This is a genomic window from Rhizobium sophoriradicis (genome assembly GCF_025200795.1).
GTDB lineage: Bacteria > Pseudomonadota > Alphaproteobacteria > Rhizobiales > Rhizobiaceae > Rhizobium > Rhizobium sophoriradicis.
Genome location: NZ_CP104152.1, coordinates 805,091 through 828,231 on the forward strand (window position 1 = coordinate 805,091; position 23,141 = coordinate 828,231).

General features: G+C 60.5%; 25 protein-coding genes and 2 pseudogenes. 15 read left to right on the top strand and 12 right to left on the bottom strand.

Translation table 11 applies throughout. The annotated features are described in order from the left end of the window. Nucleotides 1-62: 62 nt before the first annotated feature. The gene (locus N2597_RS03910; RefSeq protein ID WP_341356223.1) at nucleotides 63-233 is read left to right on the top strand and encodes a hypothetical protein; all 171 of its coding nucleotides are present in this window, start codon (nucleotides 63-65) and stop codon (nucleotides 231-233) included. Here the strand turns inward: N2597_RS03910 and N2597_RS03915 are convergent. Further along, nucleotides 214-1,299, bottom strand: a complete 1,086-nt coding sequence (locus tag N2597_RS03915) for a glycosyltransferase family protein (protein WP_077994684.1) — start codon at nucleotides 1,297-1,299, stop codon at nucleotides 214-216. The two genes, N2597_RS03910 and N2597_RS03915, sit on opposite strands and share 20 nt — an antisense overlap. Nucleotides 1,300-1,826: 527 nt before the next feature. Here N2597_RS03915 and N2597_RS33700 point away from each other — a divergent pair. Then, nucleotides 1,827-1,931, top strand: a pseudogene (locus tag N2597_RS33700) (DapH/DapD/GlmU-related protein); the annotation flags it as partial. A 44-nt stretch (nucleotides 1,932-1,975) separates the two neighbouring features. Then, nucleotides 1,976-2,875, top strand: a complete 900-nt coding sequence (locus N2597_RS03925) for a hypothetical protein (protein WP_077994692.1) — start codon at nucleotides 1,976-1,978, stop codon at nucleotides 2,873-2,875. On the opposite strand, the gene N2597_RS03930 is transcribed toward N2597_RS03925, so the two are convergent. Both N2597_RS03930 and N2597_RS03935 read right to left on the bottom strand, forming a co-directional pair. Next, entirely contained in the window at nucleotides 2,865-3,041 is a 177-nt protein-coding gene (locus N2597_RS03930; protein ID WP_167482301.1) for a hypothetical protein, read from the bottom strand. The two genes, N2597_RS03925 and N2597_RS03930, sit on opposite strands and share 11 nt — an antisense overlap. 261 nt (nucleotides 3,042-3,302) lie before the next feature. Beyond that, nucleotides 3,303-3,446 (bottom strand): annotated as a pseudogene (locus N2597_RS03935) (ATP dependent DNA ligase); the annotation flags it as partial. Between the two features lie 292 nt (nucleotides 3,447-3,738). On the opposite strand from N2597_RS03935, the gene N2597_RS03940 reads away from it, so the two are divergent. The 8 genes from N2597_RS03940 to N2597_RS03975 all read left to right on the top strand — a co-directional run bounded on the left by N2597_RS03940 (nucleotide 3,739) and on the right by N2597_RS03975 (nucleotide 7,946). Beyond that, entirely contained in the window at nucleotides 3,739-3,966 is a 228-nt protein-coding gene (locus tag N2597_RS03940; protein WP_077994694.1) for an SGNH/GDSL hydrolase family protein, read from the top strand. A gap of 53 nt (nucleotides 3,967-4,019) precedes the next feature. Beyond that, nucleotides 4,020-4,232, top strand: coding sequence for a DUF7940 domain-containing protein (locus N2597_RS03945; protein WP_183598938.1), 213 nt, complete (start codon nucleotides 4,020-4,022; stop codon nucleotides 4,230-4,232). Continuing rightward, complete coding sequence (locus N2597_RS03950; protein ID WP_077994696.1) at nucleotides 4,222-4,686, top strand: lysozyme; 465 nt, start codon at nucleotides 4,222-4,224, stop codon at nucleotides 4,684-4,686. The genes N2597_RS03945 and N2597_RS03950 overlap by 11 nt, the downstream gene beginning before the upstream one ends. Further along, nucleotides 4,686-5,048, top strand: a complete 363-nt coding sequence (locus tag N2597_RS03955; protein WP_077994698.1) for a hypothetical protein — start codon at nucleotides 4,686-4,688, stop codon at nucleotides 5,046-5,048. Before N2597_RS03950 ends, N2597_RS03955 begins: the two co-directional genes overlap by 1 nt. A 4-nt stretch (nucleotides 5,049-5,052) precedes the next feature. Continuing rightward, nucleotides 5,053-5,280, top strand: coding sequence for a hypothetical protein (locus tag N2597_RS03960; protein ID WP_039623124.1), 228 nt, complete (start codon nucleotides 5,053-5,055; stop codon nucleotides 5,278-5,280). Beyond that, on the top strand, nucleotides 5,277-7,130 hold the full coding sequence (locus tag N2597_RS03965; protein WP_183598940.1) for a hypothetical protein: 1,854 nt from the start codon (nucleotides 5,277-5,279) through the stop codon (nucleotides 7,128-7,130). Before N2597_RS03960 ends, N2597_RS03965 begins: the two co-directional genes overlap by 4 nt. A 12-nt stretch (nucleotides 7,131-7,142) precedes the next feature. Continuing rightward, entirely contained in the window at nucleotides 7,143-7,571 is a 429-nt protein-coding gene (locus N2597_RS03970; RefSeq protein ID WP_077994701.1) for a DUF1515 domain-containing protein, read from the top strand. 189 nt (nucleotides 7,572-7,760) lie between these two features. Beyond that, nucleotides 7,761-7,946, top strand: coding sequence for a hypothetical protein (locus N2597_RS03975; RefSeq protein ID WP_004669502.1), 186 nt, complete (start codon nucleotides 7,761-7,763; stop codon nucleotides 7,944-7,946). Nucleotides 7,947-8,250: 304 nt separating this feature from the next. Here N2597_RS03975 and N2597_RS03980 read toward each other — a convergent pair whose 3' ends face one another. Further along, nucleotides 8,251-8,451, bottom strand: coding sequence for a hypothetical protein (locus tag N2597_RS03980; protein WP_038687547.1), 201 nt, complete (start codon nucleotides 8,449-8,451; stop codon nucleotides 8,251-8,253). A gap of 487 nt (nucleotides 8,452-8,938) precedes the next feature. Then, nucleotides 8,939-10,441, bottom strand: a complete 1,503-nt coding sequence (locus N2597_RS03985) for a DegQ family serine endoprotease (RefSeq protein WP_183598942.1) — start codon at nucleotides 10,439-10,441, stop codon at nucleotides 8,939-8,941. Nucleotides 10,442-10,591: 150 nt separating this feature from the next. Between N2597_RS03985 and N2597_RS03990 the strand changes: the two genes are divergently transcribed. The 3 genes from N2597_RS03990 to N2597_RS04000 all read left to right on the top strand — a co-directional run bounded on the left by N2597_RS03990 (nucleotide 10,592) and on the right by N2597_RS04000 (nucleotide 13,010). Continuing rightward, nucleotides 10,592-10,864, top strand: coding sequence for a hypothetical protein (locus N2597_RS03990; RefSeq protein WP_183598944.1), 273 nt, complete (start codon nucleotides 10,592-10,594; stop codon nucleotides 10,862-10,864). Between the two features lie 76 nt (nucleotides 10,865-10,940). After that, a complete protein-coding gene (locus tag N2597_RS03995) occupies nucleotides 10,941-11,978 on the top strand; it encodes a LacI family DNA-binding transcriptional regulator (protein ID WP_183598946.1) in 1,038 nt (345 codons plus the stop codon). Between the two features lie 111 nt (nucleotides 11,979-12,089). Continuing rightward, complete coding sequence (locus N2597_RS04000; RefSeq protein WP_039618528.1) at nucleotides 12,090-13,010, top strand: LysR family transcriptional regulator; 921 nt, start codon at nucleotides 12,090-12,092, stop codon at nucleotides 13,008-13,010. 38 nt (nucleotides 13,011-13,048) lie between these two features. On the opposite strand, the gene N2597_RS04005 is transcribed toward N2597_RS04000, so the two are convergent. Next, nucleotides 13,049-14,002: an NmrA/HSCARG family protein gene (locus tag N2597_RS04005; protein ID WP_183598948.1), complete on the bottom strand. Its 954-nt coding sequence runs from the start codon at nucleotides 14,000-14,002 to the stop codon at nucleotides 13,049-13,051. A 244-nt stretch (nucleotides 14,003-14,246) separates the two neighbouring features. After that, nucleotides 14,247-15,218 carry a quinone oxidoreductase family protein gene (locus N2597_RS04010; RefSeq protein ID WP_039618530.1) on the bottom strand — a complete coding sequence of 324 codons (972 nt, stop codon included), beginning with the start codon at nucleotides 15,216-15,218 and terminating at the stop codon, nucleotides 14,247-14,249. Nucleotides 15,219-15,289: 71 nt separating this feature from the next. On the opposite strand from N2597_RS04010, the gene N2597_RS04015 reads away from it, so the two are divergent. Further along, nucleotides 15,290-16,156 carry a LysR family transcriptional regulator gene (locus N2597_RS04015; RefSeq protein WP_039618531.1) on the top strand — a complete coding sequence of 289 codons (867 nt, stop codon included), beginning with the start codon at nucleotides 15,290-15,292 and terminating at the stop codon, nucleotides 16,154-16,156. Nucleotides 16,157-16,238: 82 nt separating this feature from the next. On the opposite strand, the gene N2597_RS04020 is transcribed toward N2597_RS04015, so the two are convergent. The 5 genes from N2597_RS04020 to N2597_RS04040 all read right to left on the bottom strand — a co-directional run bounded on the left by N2597_RS04020 (nucleotide 16,239) and on the right by N2597_RS04040 (nucleotide 23,031). Continuing rightward, nucleotides 16,239-18,533: a PBP1A family penicillin-binding protein gene (locus tag N2597_RS04020; protein ID WP_039618534.1), complete on the bottom strand. Its 2,295-nt coding sequence runs from the start codon at nucleotides 18,531-18,533 to the stop codon at nucleotides 16,239-16,241. Nucleotides 18,534-18,645: 112 nt separating this feature from the next. Next, a complete protein-coding gene (locus N2597_RS04025; protein WP_039618536.1) occupies nucleotides 18,646-19,287 on the bottom strand; it encodes a peroxiredoxin-like family protein in 642 nt (213 codons plus the stop codon). Nucleotides 19,288-19,706: 419 nt separating this feature from the next. Continuing rightward, nucleotides 19,707-21,203: a sulfate adenylyltransferase subunit CysN gene (gene cysN / locus N2597_RS04030; protein ID WP_039618538.1), complete on the bottom strand. Its 1,497-nt coding sequence runs from the start codon at nucleotides 21,201-21,203 to the stop codon at nucleotides 19,707-19,709. A gap of 1 nt (nucleotide 21,204) precedes the next feature. Further along, nucleotides 21,205-22,158: a sulfate adenylyltransferase subunit CysD gene (cysD, locus tag N2597_RS04035; protein WP_038687572.1), complete on the bottom strand. Its 954-nt coding sequence runs from the start codon at nucleotides 22,156-22,158 to the stop codon at nucleotides 21,205-21,207. 114 nt (nucleotides 22,159-22,272) lie between these two features. Then, nucleotides 22,273-23,031, bottom strand: a complete 759-nt coding sequence (locus N2597_RS04040; RefSeq protein WP_039618540.1) for a phosphoadenylyl-sulfate reductase — start codon at nucleotides 23,029-23,031, stop codon at nucleotides 22,273-22,275. Nucleotides 23,032-23,141 lie beyond the last annotated feature (110 nt).

The following is a 23,141-nucleotide window of genomic DNA, read 5'->3' on the forward strand; positions in this document are numbered from 1 at the left end:
CGAAAACGGCGCAATCAAAAGCGTGTTCGCCGGCAGACAGTAAATCGCACAAGAGGCGATCGATGACCTGGAGCACGTCCTGTGAAAACGGAATCGACCTAGATCGTCTCGGCCGCGACACGCTGGACATCCTCAACATTGTGCACGAATGTGAGCAGCGGGTGCCTTCCATCACCGTTCTTGAACAGGTTAACCATCAAAAAGATCCGCAGTTTACCGACAGAGTTGCGTAAAACTCTCCCATTGAGCCTCTTTGCTGTATCGGCTCTTTATCATCATGTTGCCTGCCGCCGCGATTTCTCTCAGTCTGGTTTGGTCGGCGAGTGCAGTGCGAATTGATGCCACTGCCGACTGCGCACTGCCATAGGTCACTATGGTGGTACCGTCGATCATTCCATTGGGGTAGTTGCCAGCGTCGGAGATCATCAGAGCACCGCAGCCTAACGCTTCCCAGCAGCGCATGTTGCCTCGATCTGAGCCGGCCATGTCGACAGCTCCGTTCAAGACGATTTTTGCTTGCGAGATTCCGCGATACAGGTCGCGCCCAAAAACAGGCGGACGGGAAACCGCGCGAATGCCCTTAGGACGCCGATGATCATTCAGGGGCAAGAGCCATCCCAGAGGGCTTTCAGCAAGTCGCGTAAGGCGAGATCGGTCTAAGTGGTAGACAACCCGAAAATCCTTGCGAAGTTCGGAGACCGCCTCAAGAATTTCCGCGCGCCTGCTATGATGGCGGCTATATCCTCCGACAAATAAAATATCGATCGGGCGGCTGCTGTTCGCCGCATAGCTGTCCATTGCGAGGTCATGGGATGGCGCCATGTACTCTGCCCGCCATCCGCGGCCTCTGTAGCTCTCTATGATCGTTGGAAAATTGCAGACGAGAAGATCATATGCACCCAGATCGACGTTTCCTGAAGGCGCTGCTCGCCAAGCTATCGACCTTTTTACCGTTCCCGGCAACTTCCTGACGAACTCATTGCCGTATCGAATAGGATCAAGATTGTAAAAAATCTCAGTGCGGTGATCCTCGATCTGGCTAAGCAGTATTTGCTCCAACGCCGTGGAGGTCGGGAGGCCATGCTCTTGGGCCCAAAATCGCTGCGTAATGGGATCGTCACCGGTTGTGAAGAAAGCATCGCTACTTCCGTCGACCACTGTCTTAAGCAGGTGGCACGCGCCGAACGAATCCGAGAGAAAAACCTGCCGTCGTTCGGAAAAAGCATTCGCTGATGCTGCAAGCTTGTTGAGTCGGTGCATATATGCAGGGTATAGGCCAAAATTCTGAAAGACGCGCATTACTTAACCGATGTGGTGGCTCGCAGTTGAACCCGCGTACCATTAAAACCAATCGTTGGCGATAATGATCTTTCCAGTTGAGACGGTAAAGGCGGCAAGTGTTTTCAAGTCTGATATTAACTGCTCGCGAAAAGCTTTTAGCAAGCCTTGTCACTTCTGCCGCCAGGAGGGACGCCGTCCTTGGCATGTCCACCAAGTTGAGTTCCGAAGGCAGAGTCTTCAACATCCGCAATGACCGATCAGCGATCCAAGTGGGCGCCAACGGAACGATCCGCGGCGAACTTTTAACCTTCGGTTTCGGAGGGAGGATCGAGATTGGTGAATGGTTTTACCTCGGCCCGATGTCAACAATCTGGTCAGCGAGTGAAGTCATCATCGGCGATAGGGTTCTCGTATCGCATTCGGTTGCAATTCATGACAGCGACAGCCACCCGACCGATCCGCAGATGCGCTTCGCGCAGACAAAGCAAATTCTGACCAGTGGACATCCGCGCGAGAACCCCGGGGTAAAGACGACGCCGGTACGTATCGGAAATGATGTGTGGATTGGCATGGGTGCAATCATTCTGAAAGGCGTGACAATTGGCGATCGTGCGATTATTGGTGCCCGATCAGTTGTCAAGACAGACGTTCCTGCGGATGGTTTTGTGCCATCCCCCACAAGCGAGCCAAATCCATGAAGACCCGCCTTCGTCGCAAATTTCGTGACTTTGCCTTTCAGGCGCGACGGCTCATTGGCTTGGAAAAGCTACTTGTTCTGCAGGGTGAGACCCGCGGGCATCAGATAGCCCAGAGAGACGCCTTGGGCACTCTGGCTGAGGCCGAGTTTTCGGTATTTTCCCAATGGGGTGAGGACGGGATTATCTCTTGGCTAGTGGATACGATCCAACCACCCGTCACAAACTTCGTTGAATTCGGCGTAGAGGATTATCGCGAGAGCAACACGCGGTATTTGCTAACTTCGCGTTACTGGTCAGGCTTGATTATCGACGGCTCCGAAGACAACATCTCCTCCATTCGATCCGATGACATCGCCTACAAATATGATCTGCAAACCCGGGCGGCATTTATCAACCGCGACAATATCGCTGAGTTGATCTCGTCGGCAGGGTTTGTCGGGGGACTAGGGTTACTCAGCGTCGACATCGATGGCGTCGATTACTGGGTGCTTGAGAAGATTCGCGAGAAGGCTGCAATTGTTGTCGTGGAATACAACCATATCTTTGGAGATGCGCCCGTAAGTGTACCTTACGATCAGTCCTTTGTCAGATTGAACAAGCACTACTCCGGGATGTATTGGGGCGCATCTTTGGCTGCATTCCGGCACCTTCTTGAAGAGAGGGGTTACGAATTCATCGGCACCAATCGGGCCGGAACGAACGCCTTCTTTATCGACAACATTTACTCCGGAAAGCTACATAATAAACTGACCCGGCGCCACGAATGGCCATGTCGCATGCGAGAAGTTCGCAACCGGGACGGCAGCCTCGCCTTTAAAACATACAGCGAGGCTAAAAATTTGTTGAATGGCCTTCCGGTCGTAAACGTGACGACGGGCGAAACTGTCACTCTGTAGTTGTCGCCTGGTCACGGGCCCACCCGCCCAAATCTTCATCCAGGCTGCTGGCGACGATGTCTAAGATTCGGTTTAAAATTGGCTTCAGCGCCTCGACATCGCGCGCCTGCTCAATTTCTTCCCGCAGCTGCAATACTGTCGCCTTCTGTTGTTCAAGCGTTTGCATTTTACTCTCTAAATCTTCTCTAGACGGTAGCCATCAATACCGACGCAGTTAGATTAATTCCGGTTCGCCGCTCTGGGGGCCTCGAGGCGGCGTTTCTCTTCTCGCGCGGAGGCTTTAGCTCGCAGTGGCTGCATGAGGGACATTTCAATTGCCATTAGCAACCATATAAATCCGTTTTTCACAGCGAAACCTCAACCTCGGCATAATTGGTGATTGGTCGTCCCTACCGCCTCCGAGAGCGAAAGGCAATCGACCCAGAACCTAAACTAGAGATGGCGGGAGAGGGAGGTCAAAGACCAGGGTACTCTCAGCCGAGTCCCGCAGGCCCTTATATGAGGCATGCCGCAGCTTCCCGCCATGCGTCCAGGCGCGGTATTCGATCTCGGCAATCAAAATGGGCTTGATTCAGACAAGATCCTTGCGCCGAAGTTCACCTCGCAGGCCTTACAACTCAAACCAAAATGGCTTAGGCAAGCGCGGCGAGCGTCTTGACTGCGTCGTAAGCGTTCACCAAGACAGACGACACGGCTCCCTCTAAAGGTAGTTGACGACTAAGGACAGCGCCCCGAACACGCCGAGGTATACCGGGGTCCTAGGGCCTGGCAGCAGGTAGTCGATCGCTTGAAGCAGGCTGGAACGACGGTCACCTCGTCAGCATTCCCCCTGTCGAGCCGAAAAGCTACGCGTAAAGCGATCGATGGAAACGATCGAGCAAATGAACGCCATCATCAAGGATGAGATCGCCGCCCCATGTGGGCTTAAATACGTCGATCTCTTCGGGAAGGTGACGATCAATGGTCAAGCCACCCCCGGGTCCACGACGGACGGCATTCACTTCACGGCGGATTCGTACCGCGTTGAGTACTGGTTGCTGGACGACGCGCTCCGTCACCAGATCGCAGTGACCGGCAAGCCCTGTCAGTAATATCCCTCCCGCAGCGAAAGCGGGACTGACCTCTTCCACAAACTGGAGTCCTCATGCGCCTTGTAAAGCACAAGCGCCGCGTACTCACGCGGTCGCTATCGATGTGGTGCGTCTATGCCGCCGGCTTTCTGGAGGTCGTGCCGTACATCGTCCCGTATCTGGACGGCTGGATACCGAAATGGCTGTCCATCCTCTTCCTAGCGGCATCTCCGATCGCTCGCCTCATTCACCAGCCGGCCCTCAAGGAAAATGACAATGACAGGTAGGATGAAAAAGGGCAGTGCGGTTGCCGCGGCTGCTGTGGCACTCGTCGGCAGCTTCGAGGGGCTGCGTCAGAATGCCTATCCGGATCCGGCCACAAAGGGGCCGCCCTGGACGATCTGTTATGGCAGCACCAATGGGGTGAAGCCCGGGGATCGCAGGACGGTGGAGCAGTGCAAGGCGCTGCTGTCGCTGGAGCTTCAGACCTATGCGGGCGGCATCGAAAGCTGTGTCAGCGTGCCCTTGCCGGATGCGCGTTTCGTGGCGCTGACCTCGTTCGCTTACAATGTCGGCGTCAAGGCGGCCTGCGGTTCGAGCGCGGTCCGGCTGATCAATCAGGGCAGGACGGCCGAGGGGTGCGAGGCGCTATTGAAGTGGAACCGCGCCGCCGGCATCACCTTTCCCGGCCTGACGCGTCGCCGGCAGAAGGAACGCGCCTTCTGCCTGGAGGGCGTCTGATGTTCGGCCTTCTCGATACGCTGAAGATGGCCGCCGGCATCGCCGCCGGGCTCCTCCTCTATCACCTCTATGCCGTCGCGATCGGCTATCCCTCCGCAGAGCGCCAGGCGCGCGCCGGTTATGTCGTGCTGGCCGAGAAGGCGGCGGCCGAAGCCAAGGCGGACGAGATGGAGCGCCAGCGCGATGCGGCGGCCCACGCCGGCGAAGAGCATCGCAAGCGCCTGGAGGCGGCCAAGGCCGCCGAGCAGGCCGCCAGAGACACATTGGAAAACGAGATCCGATCCTATGAACTCGAGCTTTCAGAAAAGAACCGCACTTGCGCTGTCACTGCTGCTGATCGTCAGTGGCTGCTCCGCCACTGAGCGCCTGAACCAGGCGGCGGTTGCCAAGGGGAGGGCGGCGGCCGGCCTCGTGCTGCCGCCGCTGCCCGACGATCTCAGAAGGCAGGAAGCGCATGCGCCCGTGCGCGAAGGCGAGCCGTTGATCGCGATCCTCGCCCGTGAGCGCCAGGCGCTCGACCGCGCCAATGCCCGCCAGGGGCGCACAGTCGAATTCTATGATGACCTCACCAGCCGATACGGAACACGCCGATGATGAATGCCATTTCGCTTGCCCTTGCCAATCCGCTGCTGAGCGGGACGGGCGGCAATGCGGGAGATCCCGACCGCTACATGTTCTTTGCCACCCGCAACCGCATGCCGTCGGGCGGCATCGTCACCGCCGGGACGAATTATGTCTGCAGCAAGATCGTCGTTTGCACGCCGCAATATAAGACGCGGACCTTCCGCTTTCACCTCTCCGGCTTCGCCTCGACGGAGGGTGGAAACTCGCCGCAGGAAACTGTCGTCACCGGCACGATCGGCGCGCCCGGCAATTCGGTCATCGCCGATGCCATGTTCATCCGCGTCGCCGGCATCTTCTATCAGTGCACATTCGCCGGCGCGAACACGGTGACGGTCGCCGACCAGACGAACGGCGCCTGGACGGACGAATTGACCATTGCCGACGTCGCGCCGGAAAGCGAAATGGAAATCTGGCTGTTTTATCACACGGCCGTCGGCGACAAGATCTGGCCGGTCTACCGCATCCAGAAGCATCGCGGCGAACGTGTCTGGGGTGCGAGCGATCTCGACACGCTGCTTGCCTTCAAGGACACGCCGCTCGCCGACAGCACCGCCGCCCTCGATACGAGCTATGGCCTGCAGGCGCAGCCGCAATATTGGGGAGCCGATTTCATGGTCGCCAAGGGCGATTGGGACGGAAGGCCGGTCGCCCTCGGTTTCGTCGACAGTATCGGCGAGGCGCGCCAGGAATATTCCTCCACCGCCGACAGCCGCGGCAATCTCGGCTGGTTTCGTCGCTGGCTCGACAAGGACGGTGGCGCCGGACGAATTCCGCATTGCCTGATCGGCATGCCCGGTGCCGGATCGGTGCGCGAATACACCGGATCCGGCTCGTCGATCGCAACCCGGCGAAGGGATATCATCCGCGAGATCAAGGCCTTCAACGGCAACAAACTGCCCTTCACCGTCATCGCCAACCAGATGGGGCAGAACGACACCTCGACATCGTACAGCACCTGGTTCAACACGAACTATCGGTCGCTGGTCAACCGCATCCGCGCCGAATATGCCGGCGTCAAGATCGTCGCGTTCCCTCCGCTCGGCCGCACGACCGTCACCAAGTCCGCAACGCTGACGTCGGTGGGAACGACGGTCACGGCAACCCATTCCACTGCGACGGGCGGACTTGTGACAGGGCAGACAGTCACGATCTCCGGTTCAGCTCAGGCGGAATACAATGGCAACGTCGTGGTGACGGTATTGAGCCCGACGCAGTTTACCTATCAGTTCGCCGGCTCGGCCACCTCTCCGGCGACAGGATCAATCATTGTCAATGATTTGGGCATGCGGGCCGCCTGGCAGTCTTACGGCGCAAACAACATTTACCCTTCCGACGGAACCGACGCTTCCGGTAAATGGCGTCTGCGTGACGACATTCTCGCCGGGACTTCGGCCTGCTGCGATGACGCAATTGATACCTACGCAGCCTGGGCCTCGACTGAGAAAGCCGGCGCCTGGCCCGGCATGCTGGAGCTTCCGAATACGACAATCGCCGTGCAGGCCGGAACGGATGGTGTCACCACCTACAACCAGATCACCGTCGTGGACGCGAGCATTTTCAGGCCTGAGCAGCAGCTGCATTTTTACGCCGGTCCGGAGGGCGTCGTTCGTCTCAGCACCCAGACCATCGCCGGCATTTCGGGCAATGTGATCACCTATATGGGATCCAGCGCCGTCATTCTGCCGGTGGGCTCCATCGTTCGCCCGGCCCCATCCGTCGGCGAACTCTCGCCGCTATCCCTTGTTCACCCGCAACCCATCATGATCGACCGCATCGCGAGCGGGATTCCGCAATCCGAAAAGCTGAAATTCAATTCATAACAGGGTGCCGATATGACATCGAATGACGATATCCTGCGCGCCCTCGGGCGCGTGGAGGGCCGGCTGACCGGCATCGAGGAAAATGTCGCACTGCTGCGCCAGGAGATGAGCGACGAAAAAGCCAATGCTCATGATGGAAGGGCGGTGATCCACAAGCGCCTCGACGAGCAGGTAAGGCAGATCTCCCATCTCGATACGAGAGTGGCGATCGGCAGCGGCGCCGATGCGCAGTTCCGCGCCGAGATCGCAACGCTCAAGGAAACCGTCGAGAAGAACCAGGAGACGGTCGGGCCGGCGCTCGAGGAGTGGAAACGAATGAAATCGATCGGCTACGGGATCTCGGGGCTGATCGCCTTTGCGGGACTGACGACCGGCGGGATTGTCGCCTATGCGAGCGATGGCGCGGTGGCGGCGCTCAGGCATTGGTTGAAGATTAGCTGAGCAGAATCATAAATCTTTTCTAGGAATCCAGCATGTGGCGGAAACATTTCCAAGTAAACGCAGCAAAGCGCCAGCCGCCCGGTTTGATATATTGCTACAGCCGAAGCTCAACCAGCATATCGAAATTTTAGCATTCTCTAACGAACCAAACCGCCGTCTGTTTGTTATCCTTTTCAGGAGGAAACAGACATGAAGAGCATGAACAATCGCCAAGTTCGCATTCCCGGTCCGCGGGAGCATGATGTCGCGGAGCATTGCCGCAAGTTTGGCATTGGGCCGGCGGAGGAGAAGAAGCTGAAGAAGCTGCTCGGGTCTCACGCGCCGTTGCACGAGATCCAGGCCAATGCGCCGCCGCGCCAGCCGAAATGGCGGTGACTTGCTGTCTGTATTTCCGAAGACGGAAGCAGAAACTCCGGCAGCTACAAATAGTATAGTCAATTTTTACTCGGGCTGCGCGACTGTGCCTCACGGAATATTTCCGTATCGAGAAATAAGTTAGGAAATACTCTTCCGTTTCAGTATCTCCACTCGGAACTTCCGGCGCGAGCCGGTGTTTTGGTCGCAGGGCCGCGTGGCAGGGTTTTCGTCTCCTGTATCCCCTGCTACCCCTGCAGGCGCTGCGCGGCCCACTGAAACCACCCTTGGCTGGGGGCGGCATGCGGTCGTCCGCGCCAGCCGTTCAATGCCGCAGTTCGCGCGACAGCATCAGAATGTAATCATCTGCAATATCGGCGACCACCATGGCCGCTTCCGCCGGTGCAAAGCCCCAGCCGACCGCCTCGGCGACGATCTTCATCACATGCGCTTCAAGCGCCTGCCGGCAGTCCGACACAGTTTCGACATGCGGGCATTTGGCACGAAATTCCACGACATTGCTCATGGTATATCCTCCGTTTGATGTTGCTGCGCCTTGCTGCATGAAGCCGGTCTCTCCAGGGAAAGGCGGGCTATGGGTCCGGTGAGCTGTTCCGGACAATTAGTAATCGTGAAAATACGATGGCATAGGGCGGGGGGCATTCAAGCGGATGCTGATATTAAGGTAAGCCGGTAGGGTTAATTCGCCCGGCGGCAGCTTGTTGCCCCACGCCGGCTTGTCAGGCAATGGCGCAACAGCTTGTTTTGGTGTCGCTTTCCGGCACGGAAAACCGCCGGCTTCACCAGATTTTCGCGGGAAATCTCGGGAATTTACCATACGAGTGGCAGGATTGGCCTGGAGGCGGCAGCCGTGTGCCGGGACCGGACAGAAACAAGCAAAAGCCCGTCATCACGGGCTTTCCCTCTCCGGTTTCGGATGTCGCAACGCTCGGCCGTCTCGGGCCGCGGCAAACGGCACGGAGACGAAGGTTTTGCTGCCGGACGCGGCCGCATCAGGCCGCGGCAAAGGGTACAGCGACAAAGGTCTTACTGCCGTCGCGTTCGACGAGCAGCAGCACCGATTTGCGGCCGGCCTTGCCGGCTTCGGCGATCGCAGCCTTGACATCGCGAGCGTTGTGCACCGGCCGGTCGTTGACCGAGACGATGATGTCGCCCGACTGAATGCCGGCAGCGGCCGCCGATTTGTCGGGATTGACGCTGGCGACCACGGCGCCGCTGACGGAGCGCGGCAGGTCGAGCTGCCGGCGCACGTCGGGCGTCAGGTCGGCAAGGCCGATGCCGAGGCTCGGCTGGCCCGAAGCCTGGCCCTGCGTTTCCGGGTTTTCGGCCGCCGCCTGTTTCTGGCCGTCCTCGTGGGTGCCGACGGTGACGTTGAGATCGATCGTCTTGCCGTCACGCCAGACGCCGAGGGATTCCCGCGTGCCGGGCGAAAGATCGGCGACGAGCCGCGACAGGTCCTTCGGCGTCTTGACGGCCTCGCCGCCGACCGAGGTGACGATATCGCCGGGTTTCAGGCCGGCCTGGGCGGCCGGCGTATCGGCGGACACGGCGGCCACCAGCGCCCCGCCTGTTTTGTCGAGACCGACGGCATCGGCGACGTCTTTGGTGACCGGCTGGATCTGCACGCCGAGATAGCCATGGTCGATCGAGCCGTTCTTCTCAAGCTTGGCGACGATCGCCTTGGCCTCGTCGGAGGGAATGGCGAAGCCGACGCCGACGCTGCCGCCGTTCGGCGAATAGATGGCGGTGTTGATGCCGACCACCTTGCCCTCGCGGTCCACGAGCGGGCCGCCTGAGTTGCCGTGGTTGATCGGCGCGTCGATCTGGATGAAATCGTCATAGGGCCCGCTGTGCAGGTCGCGGCCGCGCGCCGAGACGATGCCGGCCGTCACCGTGGTGCCGATGCCGAAGGGATTGCCGATCGCCAGGATCTGGTCGCCGAGCTTCAGCCTGTCGGAATCGCCCCAGGCGATGGTCTGCAGCGGCTTGCCGGCCGTAATCTTCAGCACGGCGACATCGGATTTGGGATCGGTTCCGATCAGCTTGGCCGGCAGTTCGGTGCCGTCGTCGAGCGTCACCTTGATGTCGAGAGCATTGTCGATGACATGATTGTTGGTGACGATGACGCCGTCGGGGCTGATGATGAAGCCGGAGCCGAGCGCCATCGCATGCTGCGAGGGCTGATCGCGCGGCGCCTGTCGGGGCAGGGGGATGCCCTGATCCTCGAAGAACTGGCGGAATTGTTCGTCCATTGGCGATTGCTGATCGGCGCTGACGTCGCTCGCCTTCATCGTCGTGGTGATGGTGACGACAGCCGGCTTGTCGGCCTCGACGATTGCGGCGAATGAGCCGCCTGCGGCCAGGATGCCGCCGGTATCCGAAGGGGCGGCGAGCGCGGTCGAGCTGTTGATCGCAAAGGGCAGGCAGGCCGCGCCGGCGATGATGGCGGCTCCGACGAGCGCTGCGGTGCGGTGTTTGCGGAGGATGTGTGACATGGCGGTAATCCCTTGGGCGGTCGCCCTTTGGAAGAAGATTGGCTTTTGATGGCGTCGTGGTTCCATGTCATGGGACCTGGCGTCGGATGGTGTAGGGCGCCAATTCTCTTGGGGACACGCGCAGTCGTCGGGGGGGCGGCGGCCTGGCGAATGGAAGAATTCGCGCTTGGGATTCATATGATCCCGCCGGACCGATTTACAAATGAAATATCGATCATGTTTATATTGCCGATTTGTAAGGTTTCACTTGGGTTTAACCTTCATTTTCCGCCGCCGCTCAAGGCGGCTGCGGCGCATCGGCAAATGCCGGCTGGTTCTTCAGGCATATCCCTTCCGCTCGGATTTCCATCGAAAACAATAGGCTTATTGGCAGCAGACGATCCCGCTGCCTGCGCGAAATATGTCGTCATCATACGATGTTAGTAGACTCTAAATTATTTCTTCTGCAGAAAGTAATGGCGGAGAATCGCCGAGTCCCGCAGCGGCAGACGGGGAGGCGATGAGCAAGTCGGTGGAGCGGGGGAAGAAGCCGAGGCGCAGCGCGCCTGTGAAGCTCAGCGATGTGGCGAAGAAGGTGGGTGTCAGCCCGATCACCATCTCGCGCGCGCTGCGCAATCCCGAAATCGTCTCGGAGGATCTGCGCGAGGAGATCCTGCGCGCGGTCGAGGAGATGGGTTATATTCCTAATCTCGCCGCCCGGGCGCTGGCCGGCCGCCACAACGGCATCGTCGCCGTCATCACGCCCGCCTTGCACCAATACGGCTTTACCAGCCTGATGGTCGGTATCGAGGATCGTTTCCGCGACACCGATCTCACCGTGCAATATTCCAATACGCTGCGCCATGCCGAGGGCGAGGCCGGCCTGTTGAAATCCTTCCTGACGCAGAAGCCGGCCGGCGTCATCATTGCCGGCGCCGAATCCTACCGCGATCTTCTGCCGCTGATCGACAATGCCGCCTGTCCCATCGCCCATGTCACCGATCTCAGCCAGGAGCCGCAGAAGCTGGTCGTCGGCCTCGATCATTATACGGCAGGTGCCGAACCCACCCGCTTCTTGTTGTCGAGAGGCTATAAGAGGATCGCCTTCTTCGGCCGCGGCGCCGATGTCCGCTCGCGCCGGCGGATAGAAGGCTATGAGGCGGTGATGCGGCAAGCCCGGTGTTTCGACCCCGCTCTCATCATCGGCGGCGATGCGACAAGCCGGACCGGCCTCGGCAGGGAACTGTTTGCCCGGCTGATCGAACGCGTGCCCGATGTCGATGCCGTCTTTGCCCAGAGCGACGAACTGGCGCTCGGCGTCCTTATCGAATGCAAGGCGCGCGGCATCCGCGTGCCGGAGGAGGTCGGGATCTGCGGCTTCAACGATCTGGAATTCTCCGCCTTCATTGAGCCGTCGCTGACGACGGTGTACATCCCGCGCCAGGACATCGGTTACCGCGTCGCCGACATGCTGCTCCGCGCCATCCGCGACGAACCGCCTGACGAAGACAGGGTCAATTGCGGTTTTTCGATCATCCCGCGCGGCTCGACACGGTGATCTGTTAAGACACCGCGACAATAGGCGTGGAGCCGAGCCTTCTGAAGCCTGGGCTGGGCATCATCGGGACTATTCCGTATATGGACAGAATGACAATCACTGTGCTCAAAAATGGATAAGCTAGGCTTGTCTTTTGACAGAATGCGTACCTTTGTTCGCGTCGCCGAGCGCGCCAACCTGTCGGTGGTCGCAAGGGAGCTGGGCGTCGGCCAATCCACCGTGACGCGGCACCTCAATGAACTGGAGGAGGCTGTCGGCGTGGCGCTTCTCAGCCGCACCACGCGTCGCGTCACCCTGACGGAGGAAGGCAGTCGCTATTATACCAACTGCCTGCAGATCTTGCGCCTGGTCGAGCAGGCTGCTGAAGAAGCCAGAGATGCCCGCCAGGCGCCCGCCGGCGCAGTTCGCCTTTCCTGTACGGCAGCGCTTGGCGTCATGCATGTCACGCGAATGATCTTTGCCTTCCAGGACAGGCATCCTGATATCCGCGTTGATCTCAACCTGACGGACGAGCGGATCGATCTGGTTCGCGAAGGCGTTGACGTGGCGCTGCGTCTTGGACCGCTCGCCGACAGCTCGATGAAACTTCATGCGGTCGGAGAGAGCCAGCGGCTGCTGGTCGGCGCTCCGGCTTATTTGTCCGCCCGGGGACGGCCGGAGCGTCCGGCCGATCTGTCACGCTACGAAACCGTCGTGATGTCCAACGTCGCAGGCAGCAATCAGCTCCTGCTTTCCGCTCCCGACGGCACCAGCCTGACAATCCCGGTCAGCGGGCGGTTGCGCGTCGATCACGGGCTTGCGGCGCGCGCAGCCCTGGCCGCCGGGCGCGGCATTGGTCCTACTCATCTCTGGCTGGTTCACGATCTTCTCGACGATGGCCGGCTCGAGGTCGTGCTTGGAGACTATCAGCCTTTTCCGGTTCCGGTGAGCTTGCTGATTGTGCCGGAGCGTGCAGCCATTGCCCGGGTTCGGCTCCTCGTCGACTTTCTTGCCACCGAGATCGCCAAGCTGCCGGGCATCCGGCCATCGTAAGTCTTTGTTTCAAGCATGTCGTTATCGCGAGAAGGGCTTCAAGCTCCGAAAGACCGCTTGTCGCCGCGCCACGCCGACGTTCGCAGAAACTGCTCCCAGTTGAGCGTCTCGGGAGCCAGGCGCCGGCTCCATTCGAGATCGTGCTCCTTGCCGAAATAGCCGTACTCGACAGCGTATTCGACCATTCCGAGAAGCTCTCGGACGAAAAATTCGTTGGCGGCAAACTCCGGAAAATAGTTGAGCAGGCCCTCCCTGTCGAAAGCGTTCCGATACTCGGCCTTGCGGCCGGTCACGCGTTGAAAGGTTTCGACCATCTCCCGCGGAGAAATGATCTCGCCGATGACCGGCAGCGTTTTGCCGTTGTAGCGCTCGGGGTTTGAGAAGATTTCGAGGACAACAGGCCCGGTCGCCGTCAGCGGATCGACAAAAGGTGCGGCGAAATCTTCAGGAAGATAAATCGGCAACAGCAGGGTGTCACCTTCCATGCGAGGCGCATAATATTCAATTAGATTGGTGTAAAAGAATGCCAGCATGATGAAGGAATGCGAGACCGGCAGGCCGCGAATGTAATCTGCAACGCTGGCCTTATCGGTAAAATGCGGCGCATATTTCGTCCCACCGGTGATCTTGTCGACATTCTCGAGCGTGCTGAACACAATATGCCCGACGCCGGCCTCGACGGCCGCATCCGCCAATTGCCGGCCGAGAGGCGCCTCGATTTCCTCCGGCGCGGCGATCGGCGGCGTCATCAGAAAGGCGCCATCCGCGCCCTTGAAGGCGGCAACGAGATCCTCCTGACGGCCGAGTTCGAGAGGCACGGTGGCGATCTCAGCGCCGAGTCTTTTCAGACGTAAAGCTTCCGGCGACTCCTTTCTGCGCGTGAAAGCGCGGACGCGGAAGCGCTGGCTTTGAAGAAGTGTCGCAACGACGCTGCGCCCCTGTTTGCTCGTTGCACCGGTAACCGCGATCAGCGGCTTGTTGTCTGTAGACATGGCTTTCATCCTTCCCTTCATTGGCTGCCGGCGGGATTGCCAGGCGTCTTATGCGGGGAGGGCGGCCGGCCCATGCCGATAGCCCACCTCAATGGCGGGCACGTTTAGCTCAACACCGACTACAGCAGTAGATATCTATAATGCATAATATAGTGCCATATTTTGGATAAATGGACCGAAACCGCGCCGGATGACCGCGAAGCGCCACCGAACCATAGCTCGCCGGCGCCTCTTCTATCAGCACTCAAGGTATCAGCAGGATACTGCCCGCCGAGCGCCCGGATTCCATCTCTTCGTGCGCCTTGGCAACATTGGCCAAACGGTATTCGGCAGCGATCTGCGAAACGATTCCTGTTTCCATCGCGCCGACTGCAGCGAGTGCTGCCTCGCGATACTGTGCGATGTCAGCACACCAGGCCATGATGCTCGGATGGCAGAGGGCCTTGCCCGGGCGAAGTTCCTCGACAGGCACAGGCGGAATGGCACCGGCGGCCTGACCGATGGTGACAGCCATGCCGAATGGCCGGACAGAGCGTATGGTTTTGAGGAGCGTGTCGCCGCCTATGCCGTCATAAGCGACGTCTACGCCTAGCCCGTTCGTCAGCCGCTTCACTTCCGCGACGATATCGGCGTCTCGTCCAACGATAAGGTGATCGGCTCCACATGATGTGGCGAGCACGGCCTTCTCGGCAGAACCGACCGTCCCGATCACCGTCGCATCGAGCGATTTGGCCCAGCGAACGAGGATGCTGCCGAGCCCGCCCGCGGCAGCATGAATCAGAACCTGCATTCCCCCACGCACATCATAAGTCTTTTTCAACAGCATATAGGCCGTCATGCCCTTGAGAAGCGAACTTGCTGCCGTTTTTGCTGAAACGGCATCCGGAAGCTTGATCGCCCTTTCAGCGGCAATATTCCGCGCGGAGCGATAGGCGCCAACCGGAGGCCCGGCATAGGCGACGCGGTCACCCCTTCTGAACATCGAGACGCCGGCGCCGACGTCCTCGACGATGCCCGCCGCCTCGGCGCCGATCACTGAGGGGTAGGACGGCATCGGATAAAGGCCCTTTCGGTGATAGACGTCGAGAAAGTTGGTTCCGATCGCCTCATGACGAATTTTGATCTCGCCGTCACCGGGAGGCTTGCAATCATGCTGCTCGACATGGAACTGGGTGACATCGCCGGGGGCGTTCAGCCATACGATCTGGTCGGTCATCGCTCGTGCTCTCCTTTATGCCCGGAAATTAAGCGATGGCGTGATGTGTGAAAATTCCCTATTGTTTCACAATGATTGGGAGAGAATTCACAAATATCGACTGGGACGATCTTCGGCATTTCCTGGCGCTCGCCCAGTCGGGAACGCTGCTTGGCGCCGCAAAGCAGCTCGGCGTCGAACACGCCACGATAAGCCGGCGGATTTCATCGCTTGAAGCCAGCCTCGATCGCAAGCTCGTCGACCGGCGCGGACGGCGCATCAATTTGACCCAGGACGGCGAGCAGGTTGCCAGGCACGCAGCTCTCGTCGCGGTTCAGACGGCAGCCATCGAGCAGCTTGGTCGCAGCAGCACCACGGAATTGCGCGGTCACGTCAGGATCAGCGCTCCCCCGGCACTCTCGAGCGTGCTGCTGGCAAAGCCGATCGCCGCCGTCAGGCGCAACCATCCCGGCGTTGAGATCACGCTTGTCGGGGAAAAGCGCCTCGCCTCCCTGAACAGACGAGAGGCCGACATCGCCGTGCGGATGTCTCGTCCCGAGGACGGCGATTACTCGATCGTCAAGCTCGGGGAGACAAGCTTCCACCTTTACGCAACAAAGACCTATCTTGAAACCGTTCCACCGCAGGACTGGACCTTCATCGGTTACGACGAAACCATGAATGCCTCGCCGCAACAGTTGCGGCTGATCGAGCTGGCTGCCGGCCGGCCGATCGCGGTCAGGTCGTCCGTTCTGGAGTTTCAGGCCGCAGCCGCAAGTTTTGGCGCAGGTGTCGTCATGCTACCCGATTTCGTCGTCCTGGAGTCCAGTGGTCTCCGGCGCATTGAGACGGAACGTCCTTTGACGAGAGAGGTCTGGCTGGTTGTTCATTCGGATATCAAAGACGTCCCCTCCATTCGCGTCGTCATCGATGCGCTGAAAAACGTTCTGGGGGCGTAGTGTGCCTGGTTCGCAGGCACCTGCTGCAGCTGATCGGAAACACCGCACGCCGGGCGAGCATGGCCGGCGCTCTGGAGCCACTTTACTTTTCGCAGAGCCGTCGGCCGCCGGAATAGGGCTGATAGGTACAATCGGATGGCCGGAAGGAGCGGTAACTGCGCGAGCAGGCAGTGATGTTGCAGGACGGTGCGCCTTGACCATCGACGACTGCTTCGGCAGATCGCACGCCGTTCAGCGTTGGTTCGGTCGTCGCCCCGCGGATGAAGTCCCGCCAAATATGCGCCGGCAGGCCGCCGCCCGTTACCCCCTTCATCGGCGCATCATCATCATTGCCAACCCAGACGCCGACGACGAGCGCGTCCGTGAAGCCGACGAACCAGGCATCACGATTATCTTGGCTCGTGCCGGTCTTGCCGGCCGCAAAATTGCCGGGATCGGCGCCACGTCCCGTGCCGCGCTCGACCACCAGTTGCAGGAGGCCGAGGAGATCCGACTGGTAGGGTGAAAGATCGACATTCGGCTTTGATTGTTGGCCAACGCGAAATGTGTTGGGCTGCCCTGCCGCCTGGAAGTCGATGATGCCCCAGGGCTTGACGGGCGCCCTGCCGAGTTGGACGGAGGCATAGGCGCTGGTGAGGTTGAGCAGATTTACTTCGGATGTGCCGAGTGCCAAAGACGGCGTATCGGCCAGTGGCGCGTCGATGCCGAGTTCGCGGGCTGCGGCAATCACATTGTCGAGACCGACCTCTTCGGCAAGCGTCACCGACGCGGCATTCAGCGATCGCGCGAAGGCCTCGGCAAGCGTTACCCAACCGCGATAGTCGCCACCGGAATTTTCCGGCGACCAGCCGTTGATGTCGATTGGCGCGTCCAGAACCGAGTCAGACAGAGTGAGCCCAGCCTTCAACGCTGCGTAATAGACGAACAGCTTGAAGGTGGAACCCGGCTGGCGCATCGCGGTGACGGCGCGGTTGAACTGGCTCGCCTTGTAGTCGCGCCCGCCGACCATCGCAACGACCGCGCCGTCCGGCGTCATCGCAACCAAGGCCGCCTGCGATGCTCCGACCGTCTTTCCCTCACCGTCCAGGGCTCTTTTCACCACCCGTTCGGCGATCTGCTGCAACTGCGGCACCAGCGTGGTGCGCACCGTGGTCGAGCCTGGCGAGGCGCCGGCGATTTCGCTCGCTTGCGGCGAAATCCAGTCGGCAAACCAGCTTCCGGAGCGCGGCGTCGGCGTCGTCGGGTGCAGCTTGGCAAAGCTCGTCTTGGCCTCCGACGCCTGTGGCGCGGTGATCTTGCCATTGGCCGCCATCGCGTCGAGAACGACCATGGTGCGCTGCCGGGCGCCTTCGAAATTATCGATGGGATTCCATTGGCTCGGCGCCCGCAGCAATCCCGCCAGCATCGCCGACTCCGGCAGGTTGAGGGCACCGATGTCCTTGTTGAAATAGATGCGGGCGGCGGCAGGCATGCCGGTGGCGCCGGCGCCAAGATAGACGCTGTTGAGATAGCGCGTCAGGATTTCCGCCTTGCCGAGCTTCCACTCCAGCCAGAAAGCGATGACGACTTCCTGGATCTTTCGTTTTATGGTTCGGTCGCTGTCGAGATATTGCAGCTTGATGAGTTGCTGGGTGATCGTGCTGCCGCCCTCCACCACCGAGCCTGCTTCCAGGTTCCGCAGAAGCGCCCTCGCGATGCCTCGGGGATCGATGCCGAAATGATCCATGAACCGGCGATCCTCGATTGAAAGGACGGCATCGATCAGATGCGGCGGGAACTGGTCATATCGCGCATATGGACCCTGATAAGGCCCCTGTCTTACCAACGGCGCACCGTCAGCGGTTTCCAAAACGACGACCGGCTTTAACGTTCCATCGCGGATTTCACTCCACGGCACGTCTTTCAGTGCCCACACCAGCACGCTTCCGACGAGGAGGCAGACAAGAAGCGCGAACCCCACCGCATATTTCCGCCAGCCCGCGATGAGCCATGCGCTCCGTCGACTTTCACGCGGCTTTGAGCGCCGGTCGCGAATGCCGCGCCCGGCTTTGACCAAGGCTGTCGTCATCCATTTATGGGGCGCCGACGCTATTCCAGGCCGCGTCGACCTCCTCAGCTTTGCGCTCCAAGACAATACGGCTGTCTTGATCTTCGCCAAGGCAGAACTTGCCTGCAAATCTTGGCGTATCGCACGGAACAGAGTTCTGGCGGCCTGCCTGGTTTGGTCGAATGATCCATGGGGCGGCTGCGGGTCGTCGCTTTGGGCGGTTGCTGGTGAATCCGAGGTGGCCGCTGGCGCTGCCGCATCCAGGTTCTGATTGCGACCCGAACTCGAACCGCTAACGCTTTCACCTGTGGATTCGGGAAAATGGGGCATCGGTTACCGCTAAAAAAGCCAACGCAGCACGACCTTTATAGACGGGTGATGCCGAGTGTTCTACCGCAAAAGGCCCACCCGGACGGCGGGTCTTCGAGCGAGTTTTTCGTTGTCATAGTGCGACTTGGGAAGCTACCGATATCAATTCCTGGGAATTCGGTGCCTTGAAGGTCTGGACCCCAGGCTCCAGAACTTCCGTGAAGCTCCAGCGTACGATGCCGTCGCGGTCGATCAGGAACTGACCAACAAGCTGCCCCTTGTCGGCAGTCATCATCTGCCGATCGGCCTCGGTCATTTGATAGCCTTCCTTCTCGTTGATAAATTCATCCATTGCCATCGGGTTCATCGGCTCGGGCAACTCGCCCGGAAGATCGATCCGTATCGCCATGACCGCGTCGATCCCGACCTCGGGTAAGCCGAAGGCTCGGTGTGAAGCCTTTACCGGGTCGGAAGCCGCAAGAAGATCGGGTATCGGATGGTAGCGGAAATAGAGCCGCGCGCGTTCGACCGGGGTGTTTACCACAGCCAGGGACTGAACGCCTTTCTCACGCAGCATCGGGTTGAGGTAGGCCATGGCCGCGACATGGCGCCGGCAGAACGGACAATGCAGGCCTCGAAACAAACCGATCAACAACGGGCTGCGCCCACGAAAATCATCAAGTGCGATCTTCCCCTCGCGCGAGATCGCGTCAAACACAACGTTCGGGACCGGGTCGCCCGGTTGCAGCGGATGGTCGACATAGGGCGTGGACATGGACAACCTCCTCGCTCGGGGATCAGTCGAGAAAAGGCGCCACGTCAAGTCGAGGTCGAAATGAGCGTTGCAAGGCATGACCTCTCGTCTTACCGCATCGCCAGGATCTGATCTAAAATGGTCCCACATCGGCCCGCGGGCAAGCGCCAGACAGCGAATCGTGAACGGAAGACGTCCGTTTTCTGCAAAAGATATTTTTGGGCGGCCGTAGAGGCCGGCAGAGAAAATTTAAGTTGAGGGAGCAGCCACACGGCACATCGATCAGCCCTCAACCTGAGGTGCCCCGAATTGGCCTCGAAGGACGGGCGCGGGTGATGAGCACTCCCTATCGTCCTCGAAGAGACGCCGGTGGCCGCCCTCGTCCTTCGAGCCCCTTCGGGGCACCTCAGGATGAGGGCGGAGGGAGCCCTTATCTCCTATCAGATATCGCTCGCAGCGCTCGACCACAGGTCGGCGGCTTCGGCGGCCGTCATGCGCCGCACCTCGGCCTCGTGGCTACGGCTGGCGAAGAGTTCGCTGGCCATGATCTGTTCGGCGAGATCGGCCGGCAGCGAGAGGATGACACGGGCGTCGCCATTATGCAGGCCGCCGAGTTCGGTGCGTTTGCCGGTCACCATGCCGCCGGCGACCGTGTTGTTGGTCTCCGGATCGATCAGGATGAAGGAGCCGGACTGGCGGTTCTGTTCATAGGGATCGAAGATCGCCGCTTCGTCGAAGGAAAGGCGCACCTTGCCGATCGCGTTCATGTAGAGCCGCTGGGCGGCGTTCCACGTGCCGGTCTTCAGTTCCAACTGGCTTAACGGCTGCACCTGGACGCGCTGGCGGCGGCTACCGCTCTTCAGCCAGTAGCGTTTGCCGGGCTCGATGCCCTCGGGCTGGAGGGCGACGATCTGCGCGTCGAAGGCGAGGCCGACCTGCGGCTGGGCGTCGATCGAGACGATCATGTCGCCGCGCGCCACGTCGACCTGACGGTCGAGCACCAGCGTGATCGCATCGCCGGCGACGGCGGCATTGCGCACCAGATCGAAGGTGACGATCTTGGAGACATTGGCGACCATGCCCGACGGCAGGATCATGACGCTGTCGCCCGGCTTGACCGAGCCGCCGGCAACCGTGCCCTGATAGCCGCGGAAGCTTTCGCCGGGACGCGAGACGCGCTGCACCGACAGGCGGAAGCCGACTGTCTGCGACGAACGCACGGTCGCCAGCTCCAGCGTCTCCACCAGCGTTGGGCCTGTGTACCAGGGCATGGCGGCCTGACCGGAATAGACGACGTTTTCGCCCTTCAGCGCCGACATCGGAATGGCGGTGATCTGCTTGACGCCGAGCGACAGGGCAAATTCCCGGAATTCATGGCTGATCTTGTCGAAGCCGGCGCGGTCATAGCCCGTCAGGTCGATCTTGTTGACGGCAAGCACGAACTGCTTGATGCCGAGCAGCGAAGCGATGGTCGCATGACGGCGTGTCTGTTCCAGAATGCCGAAACGCGCATCGACCAGCAGGATGGCGAGGTCGGCGGTCGAAGCGCCGGTCGCCATGTTGCGGGTATATTGTTCGTGGCCGGGCGTGTCGGCGACGATGAAGGAGCGCTTGTCGGTCGAGAAATAGCGATAGGCGACATCGATGGTGATGCCCTGTTCGCGCTCGGCCTGCAGGCCGTCGAGCAGCAGTGCGAAGTCGGGCAGGCCGAGATCGTTCTGCTTGCCGGTGGAATCGCGCTGCAGCGTGGCGGCCTGGTCTTCCTTGACCGCCTTGGTGTCCCAGAGCAGGCGGCCGATCAGCGTCGACTTGCCGTCATCGACGCTGCCGCAGGTGATGAGGCGCAGCGGGCGCGAGTCGCGCTGGGCCTTCTGCGGCTCGGCCGCGGGGAGGCTGACGGCGGTTGCGGCCGAGACGGCGGTGTTGGCTGCGGTCATCTCAGAAATATCCTTCACGCTTCTTCTTTTCCATGGAGCCGGACTGGTCGCGGTCGATGGCGCGGCCCTGGCGTTCGGACACCGTTGCTATTTCGAGTTCGGCGATCACCTCTTCCAGCGTGGTCGCCTGCGAGCGGATGGCGCCGGTCAGCGGGAAGTCGCCGAGCGTGCGGAAGCGGATCATGCCTTCCTGGCGCACTTCGCCGGGCAAGAGTTCGAGGCGCGGATCCTCGGCCAGGATCATCATGCCGTCGCGCTCCACGAACTTGCGCTTCTTGGCGTAATAGAGCGGCACCAGCGGAATGTCCTCGGCCTGGATGTAGCGCCAGATATCGACCTCGGTCCAGTTCGACAGCGGGAAGGCGCGCACGCTCTCGCCCTTGCGGATCATGCCGTTGTAGACGTTCCAGAGTTCCGGACGCTGATTGCGAGGATCCCAGCGATGGTCGGGCGTGCGGAAGGAATAGATGCGCTCCTTGGCGCGGCTTGCCTCTTCGTCGCGCCGCGCGCCACCGAAGGCAGCGTCGAACTGGCCGGCATCGAGCGCCTGGCGCAGGCTCTCGGTCTTCATGATGTCGGTAAAGGCGGCCGAACCATGGGTGAAGGGCGTGATGTTTTCGGCCGCACCGCGCGGATTGATGTGCTCGATCAGGTCGAGATCGTACTTCCTGGCAGTCTCGTCGCGGAAGGCGATCATCTCCCGGAACTTCCAGCCGGTGTTAACATGCAGGAGCGGGAAGGGCACGCGGCCGGGATAGAAGGCCTTGCGCGCCAGGTGCAGCAGCACCGAGGAATCCTTGCCGATCGAATAGAGCATGACGGGACGCTCGAATTCGGCCGCAACCTCGCGGAAGATATGGATGGATTCGTTTTCCAGCGCCTTCAGATGCGGGTCGAGCGGCGCTTTGGCGCTCTGGGGATTGCTGAGTTCCGTATCCGGACGGCTATCGGGCATGTCTTACTCCAGGCTGTCGATCTTTGCGGCTGCCCGCAAATAATTCCTTGATGTTGGCTTCCCCAAAGGCTGCGGCGGTCGCCGCGCCCTGATTGGGAAAGCCGTGAGGGTTGATTATTGTGCGGCGATCACCGAGGCCTCTTCGGCGACATGCAGGCCGCATTCGCGCTTCTCGTCCTGCTCCCACCACCAGCGGCCGGCGCGCTCCGGCTCGCCGGGCTTGATCGCCCGGGTGCACGGCTCGCAGCCGATCGAGGGATAGCCGCGGGCATGCAGCGGATTGACCGGCACGCCATTGTCGGAAACGAAGGCCTTGATCGCCTCCAGGTCCCAATCGGCGAGCGGATTGACCTTCAAGAGGTGGCGTTCGGCATCATATTCGGCAAATGGCGTCTCGGCGCGGTTGGCCGATTGGCCGCGGCGCAGGCCGGTGATCCAGATCGTTGCACCCTCGAGAGCGCGCGCAAGCGGCTTCAGCTTGCGCACGCCGCAACAGGCATGCCGGGCTTCAACGCTTTCGTAGAAGCCGTTCAGGCCGTATTTCGCTGCATAGGCGTCGATATCGGCCTTTTCGGGGGTGAAGCGCTGGATATGGATGTCGTACTGGGCTTCCGTCTCCTCGATCAGCGACAGCGTCTCGGCAAACAGCCGGCCGGTCTCGAGCGTCGCGATGTCGATCGGCAGGCGGTGCGTGCCGATCTCGGCGCTGATCACCTGGTCCTCGATGCCGAGCGAGGTGGTGAACACGACGCGCCCGCCAAGGCCTGCCACCAGCGACAGACGTCCGGCAAGGTCGAGGCCCGCCAGCTTGTCGTTCAGCGCCTTGGCTTCCGCAATCGGCCCTTCTTCCGCAATCGTATCGATAACAGTCATGAGAATCCTGTCCTTTGTTGACCGGAGTATCGCAGTTCAATCCTGGATCGGACAGAAAAAGGGATTTCGAAAGCTGCGGCCGGAGGAGCAAATATCTCTCCGAAGCTGCC

Bases quoted from the DNA above. Each gene is read 5' to 3' on its own strand.
- N2597_RS03910 (WP_341356223.1), top strand. From the start codon at position 63: ATGACCTGGAGCACGTCCTGTGAAAACGGAATCGACCTAGATCGTCTC.
- N2597_RS03915 (WP_077994684.1), bottom strand. From the start codon at position 1,299: ATGCGCGTCTTTCAGAATTTTGGCCTATACCCTGCATATATGCACCGA.
- N2597_RS03925 (WP_077994692.1), top strand. From the start codon at position 1,976: ATGAAGACCCGCCTTCGTCGCAAATTTCGTGACTTTGCCTTTCAGGCG.
- N2597_RS03930 (WP_167482301.1), bottom strand. From the start codon at position 3,041: ATGCAAACGCTTGAACAACAGAAGGCGACAGTATTGCAGCTGCGGGAA.
- N2597_RS03940 (WP_077994694.1), top strand. From the start codon at position 3,739: ATGGAAACGATCGAGCAAATGAACGCCATCATCAAGGATGAGATCGCC.
- N2597_RS03945 (WP_183598938.1), top strand. From the start codon at position 4,020: ATGCGCCTTGTAAAGCACAAGCGCCGCGTACTCACGCGGTCGCTATCG.
- N2597_RS03950 (WP_077994696.1), top strand. From the start codon at position 4,222: ATGACAGGTAGGATGAAAAAGGGCAGTGCGGTTGCCGCGGCTGCTGTG.
- N2597_RS03955 (WP_077994698.1), top strand. From the start codon at position 4,686: ATGTTCGGCCTTCTCGATACGCTGAAGATGGCCGCCGGCATCGCCGCC.
- N2597_RS03965 (WP_183598940.1), top strand. From the start codon at position 5,277: ATGATGAATGCCATTTCGCTTGCCCTTGCCAATCCGCTGCTGAGCGGG.
- N2597_RS03970 (WP_077994701.1), top strand. From the start codon at position 7,143: ATGACATCGAATGACGATATCCTGCGCGCCCTCGGGCGCGTGGAGGGC.
- N2597_RS03975 (WP_004669502.1), top strand. From the start codon at position 7,761: ATGAAGAGCATGAACAATCGCCAAGTTCGCATTCCCGGTCCGCGGGAG.
- N2597_RS03980 (WP_038687547.1), bottom strand. From the start codon at position 8,451: ATGAGCAATGTCGTGGAATTTCGTGCCAAATGCCCGCATGTCGAAACT.
- N2597_RS03985 (WP_183598942.1), bottom strand. From the start codon at position 10,441: ATGTCACACATCCTCCGCAAACACCGCACCGCAGCGCTCGTCGGAGCC.
- N2597_RS03990 (WP_183598944.1), top strand. From the start codon at position 10,592: ATGGAAGAATTCGCGCTTGGGATTCATATGATCCCGCCGGACCGATTT.
- N2597_RS03995 (WP_183598946.1), top strand. From the start codon at position 10,941: ATGAGCAAGTCGGTGGAGCGGGGGAAGAAGCCGAGGCGCAGCGCGCCT.
- N2597_RS04000 (WP_039618528.1), top strand. From the start codon at position 12,090: ATGGATAAGCTAGGCTTGTCTTTTGACAGAATGCGTACCTTTGTTCGC.
- N2597_RS04005 (WP_183598948.1), bottom strand. From the start codon at position 14,002: ATGTCTACAGACAACAAGCCGCTGATCGCGGTTACCGGTGCAACGAGC.
- N2597_RS04010 (WP_039618530.1), bottom strand. From the start codon at position 15,218: ATGACCGACCAGATCGTATGGCTGAACGCCCCCGGCGATGTCACCCAG.
- N2597_RS04015 (WP_039618531.1), top strand. From the start codon at position 15,290: ATGATTGGGAGAGAATTCACAAATATCGACTGGGACGATCTTCGGCAT.
- N2597_RS04020 (WP_039618534.1), bottom strand. From the start codon at position 18,533: ATGCCCCATTTTCCCGAATCCACAGGTGAAAGCGTTAGCGGTTCGAGT.
- N2597_RS04025 (WP_039618536.1), bottom strand. From the start codon at position 19,287: ATGTCCACGCCCTATGTCGACCATCCGCTGCAACCGGGCGACCCGGTC.
- cysN (WP_039618538.1), bottom strand. From the start codon at position 21,203: ATGACCGCAGCCAACACCGCCGTCTCGGCCGCAACCGCCGTCAGCCTC.
- cysD (WP_038687572.1), bottom strand. From the start codon at position 22,158: ATGCCCGATAGCCGTCCGGATACGGAACTCAGCAATCCCCAGAGCGCC.
- N2597_RS04040 (WP_039618540.1), bottom strand. From the start codon at position 23,031: ATGACTGTTATCGATACGATTGCGGAAGAAGGGCCGATTGCGGAAGCC.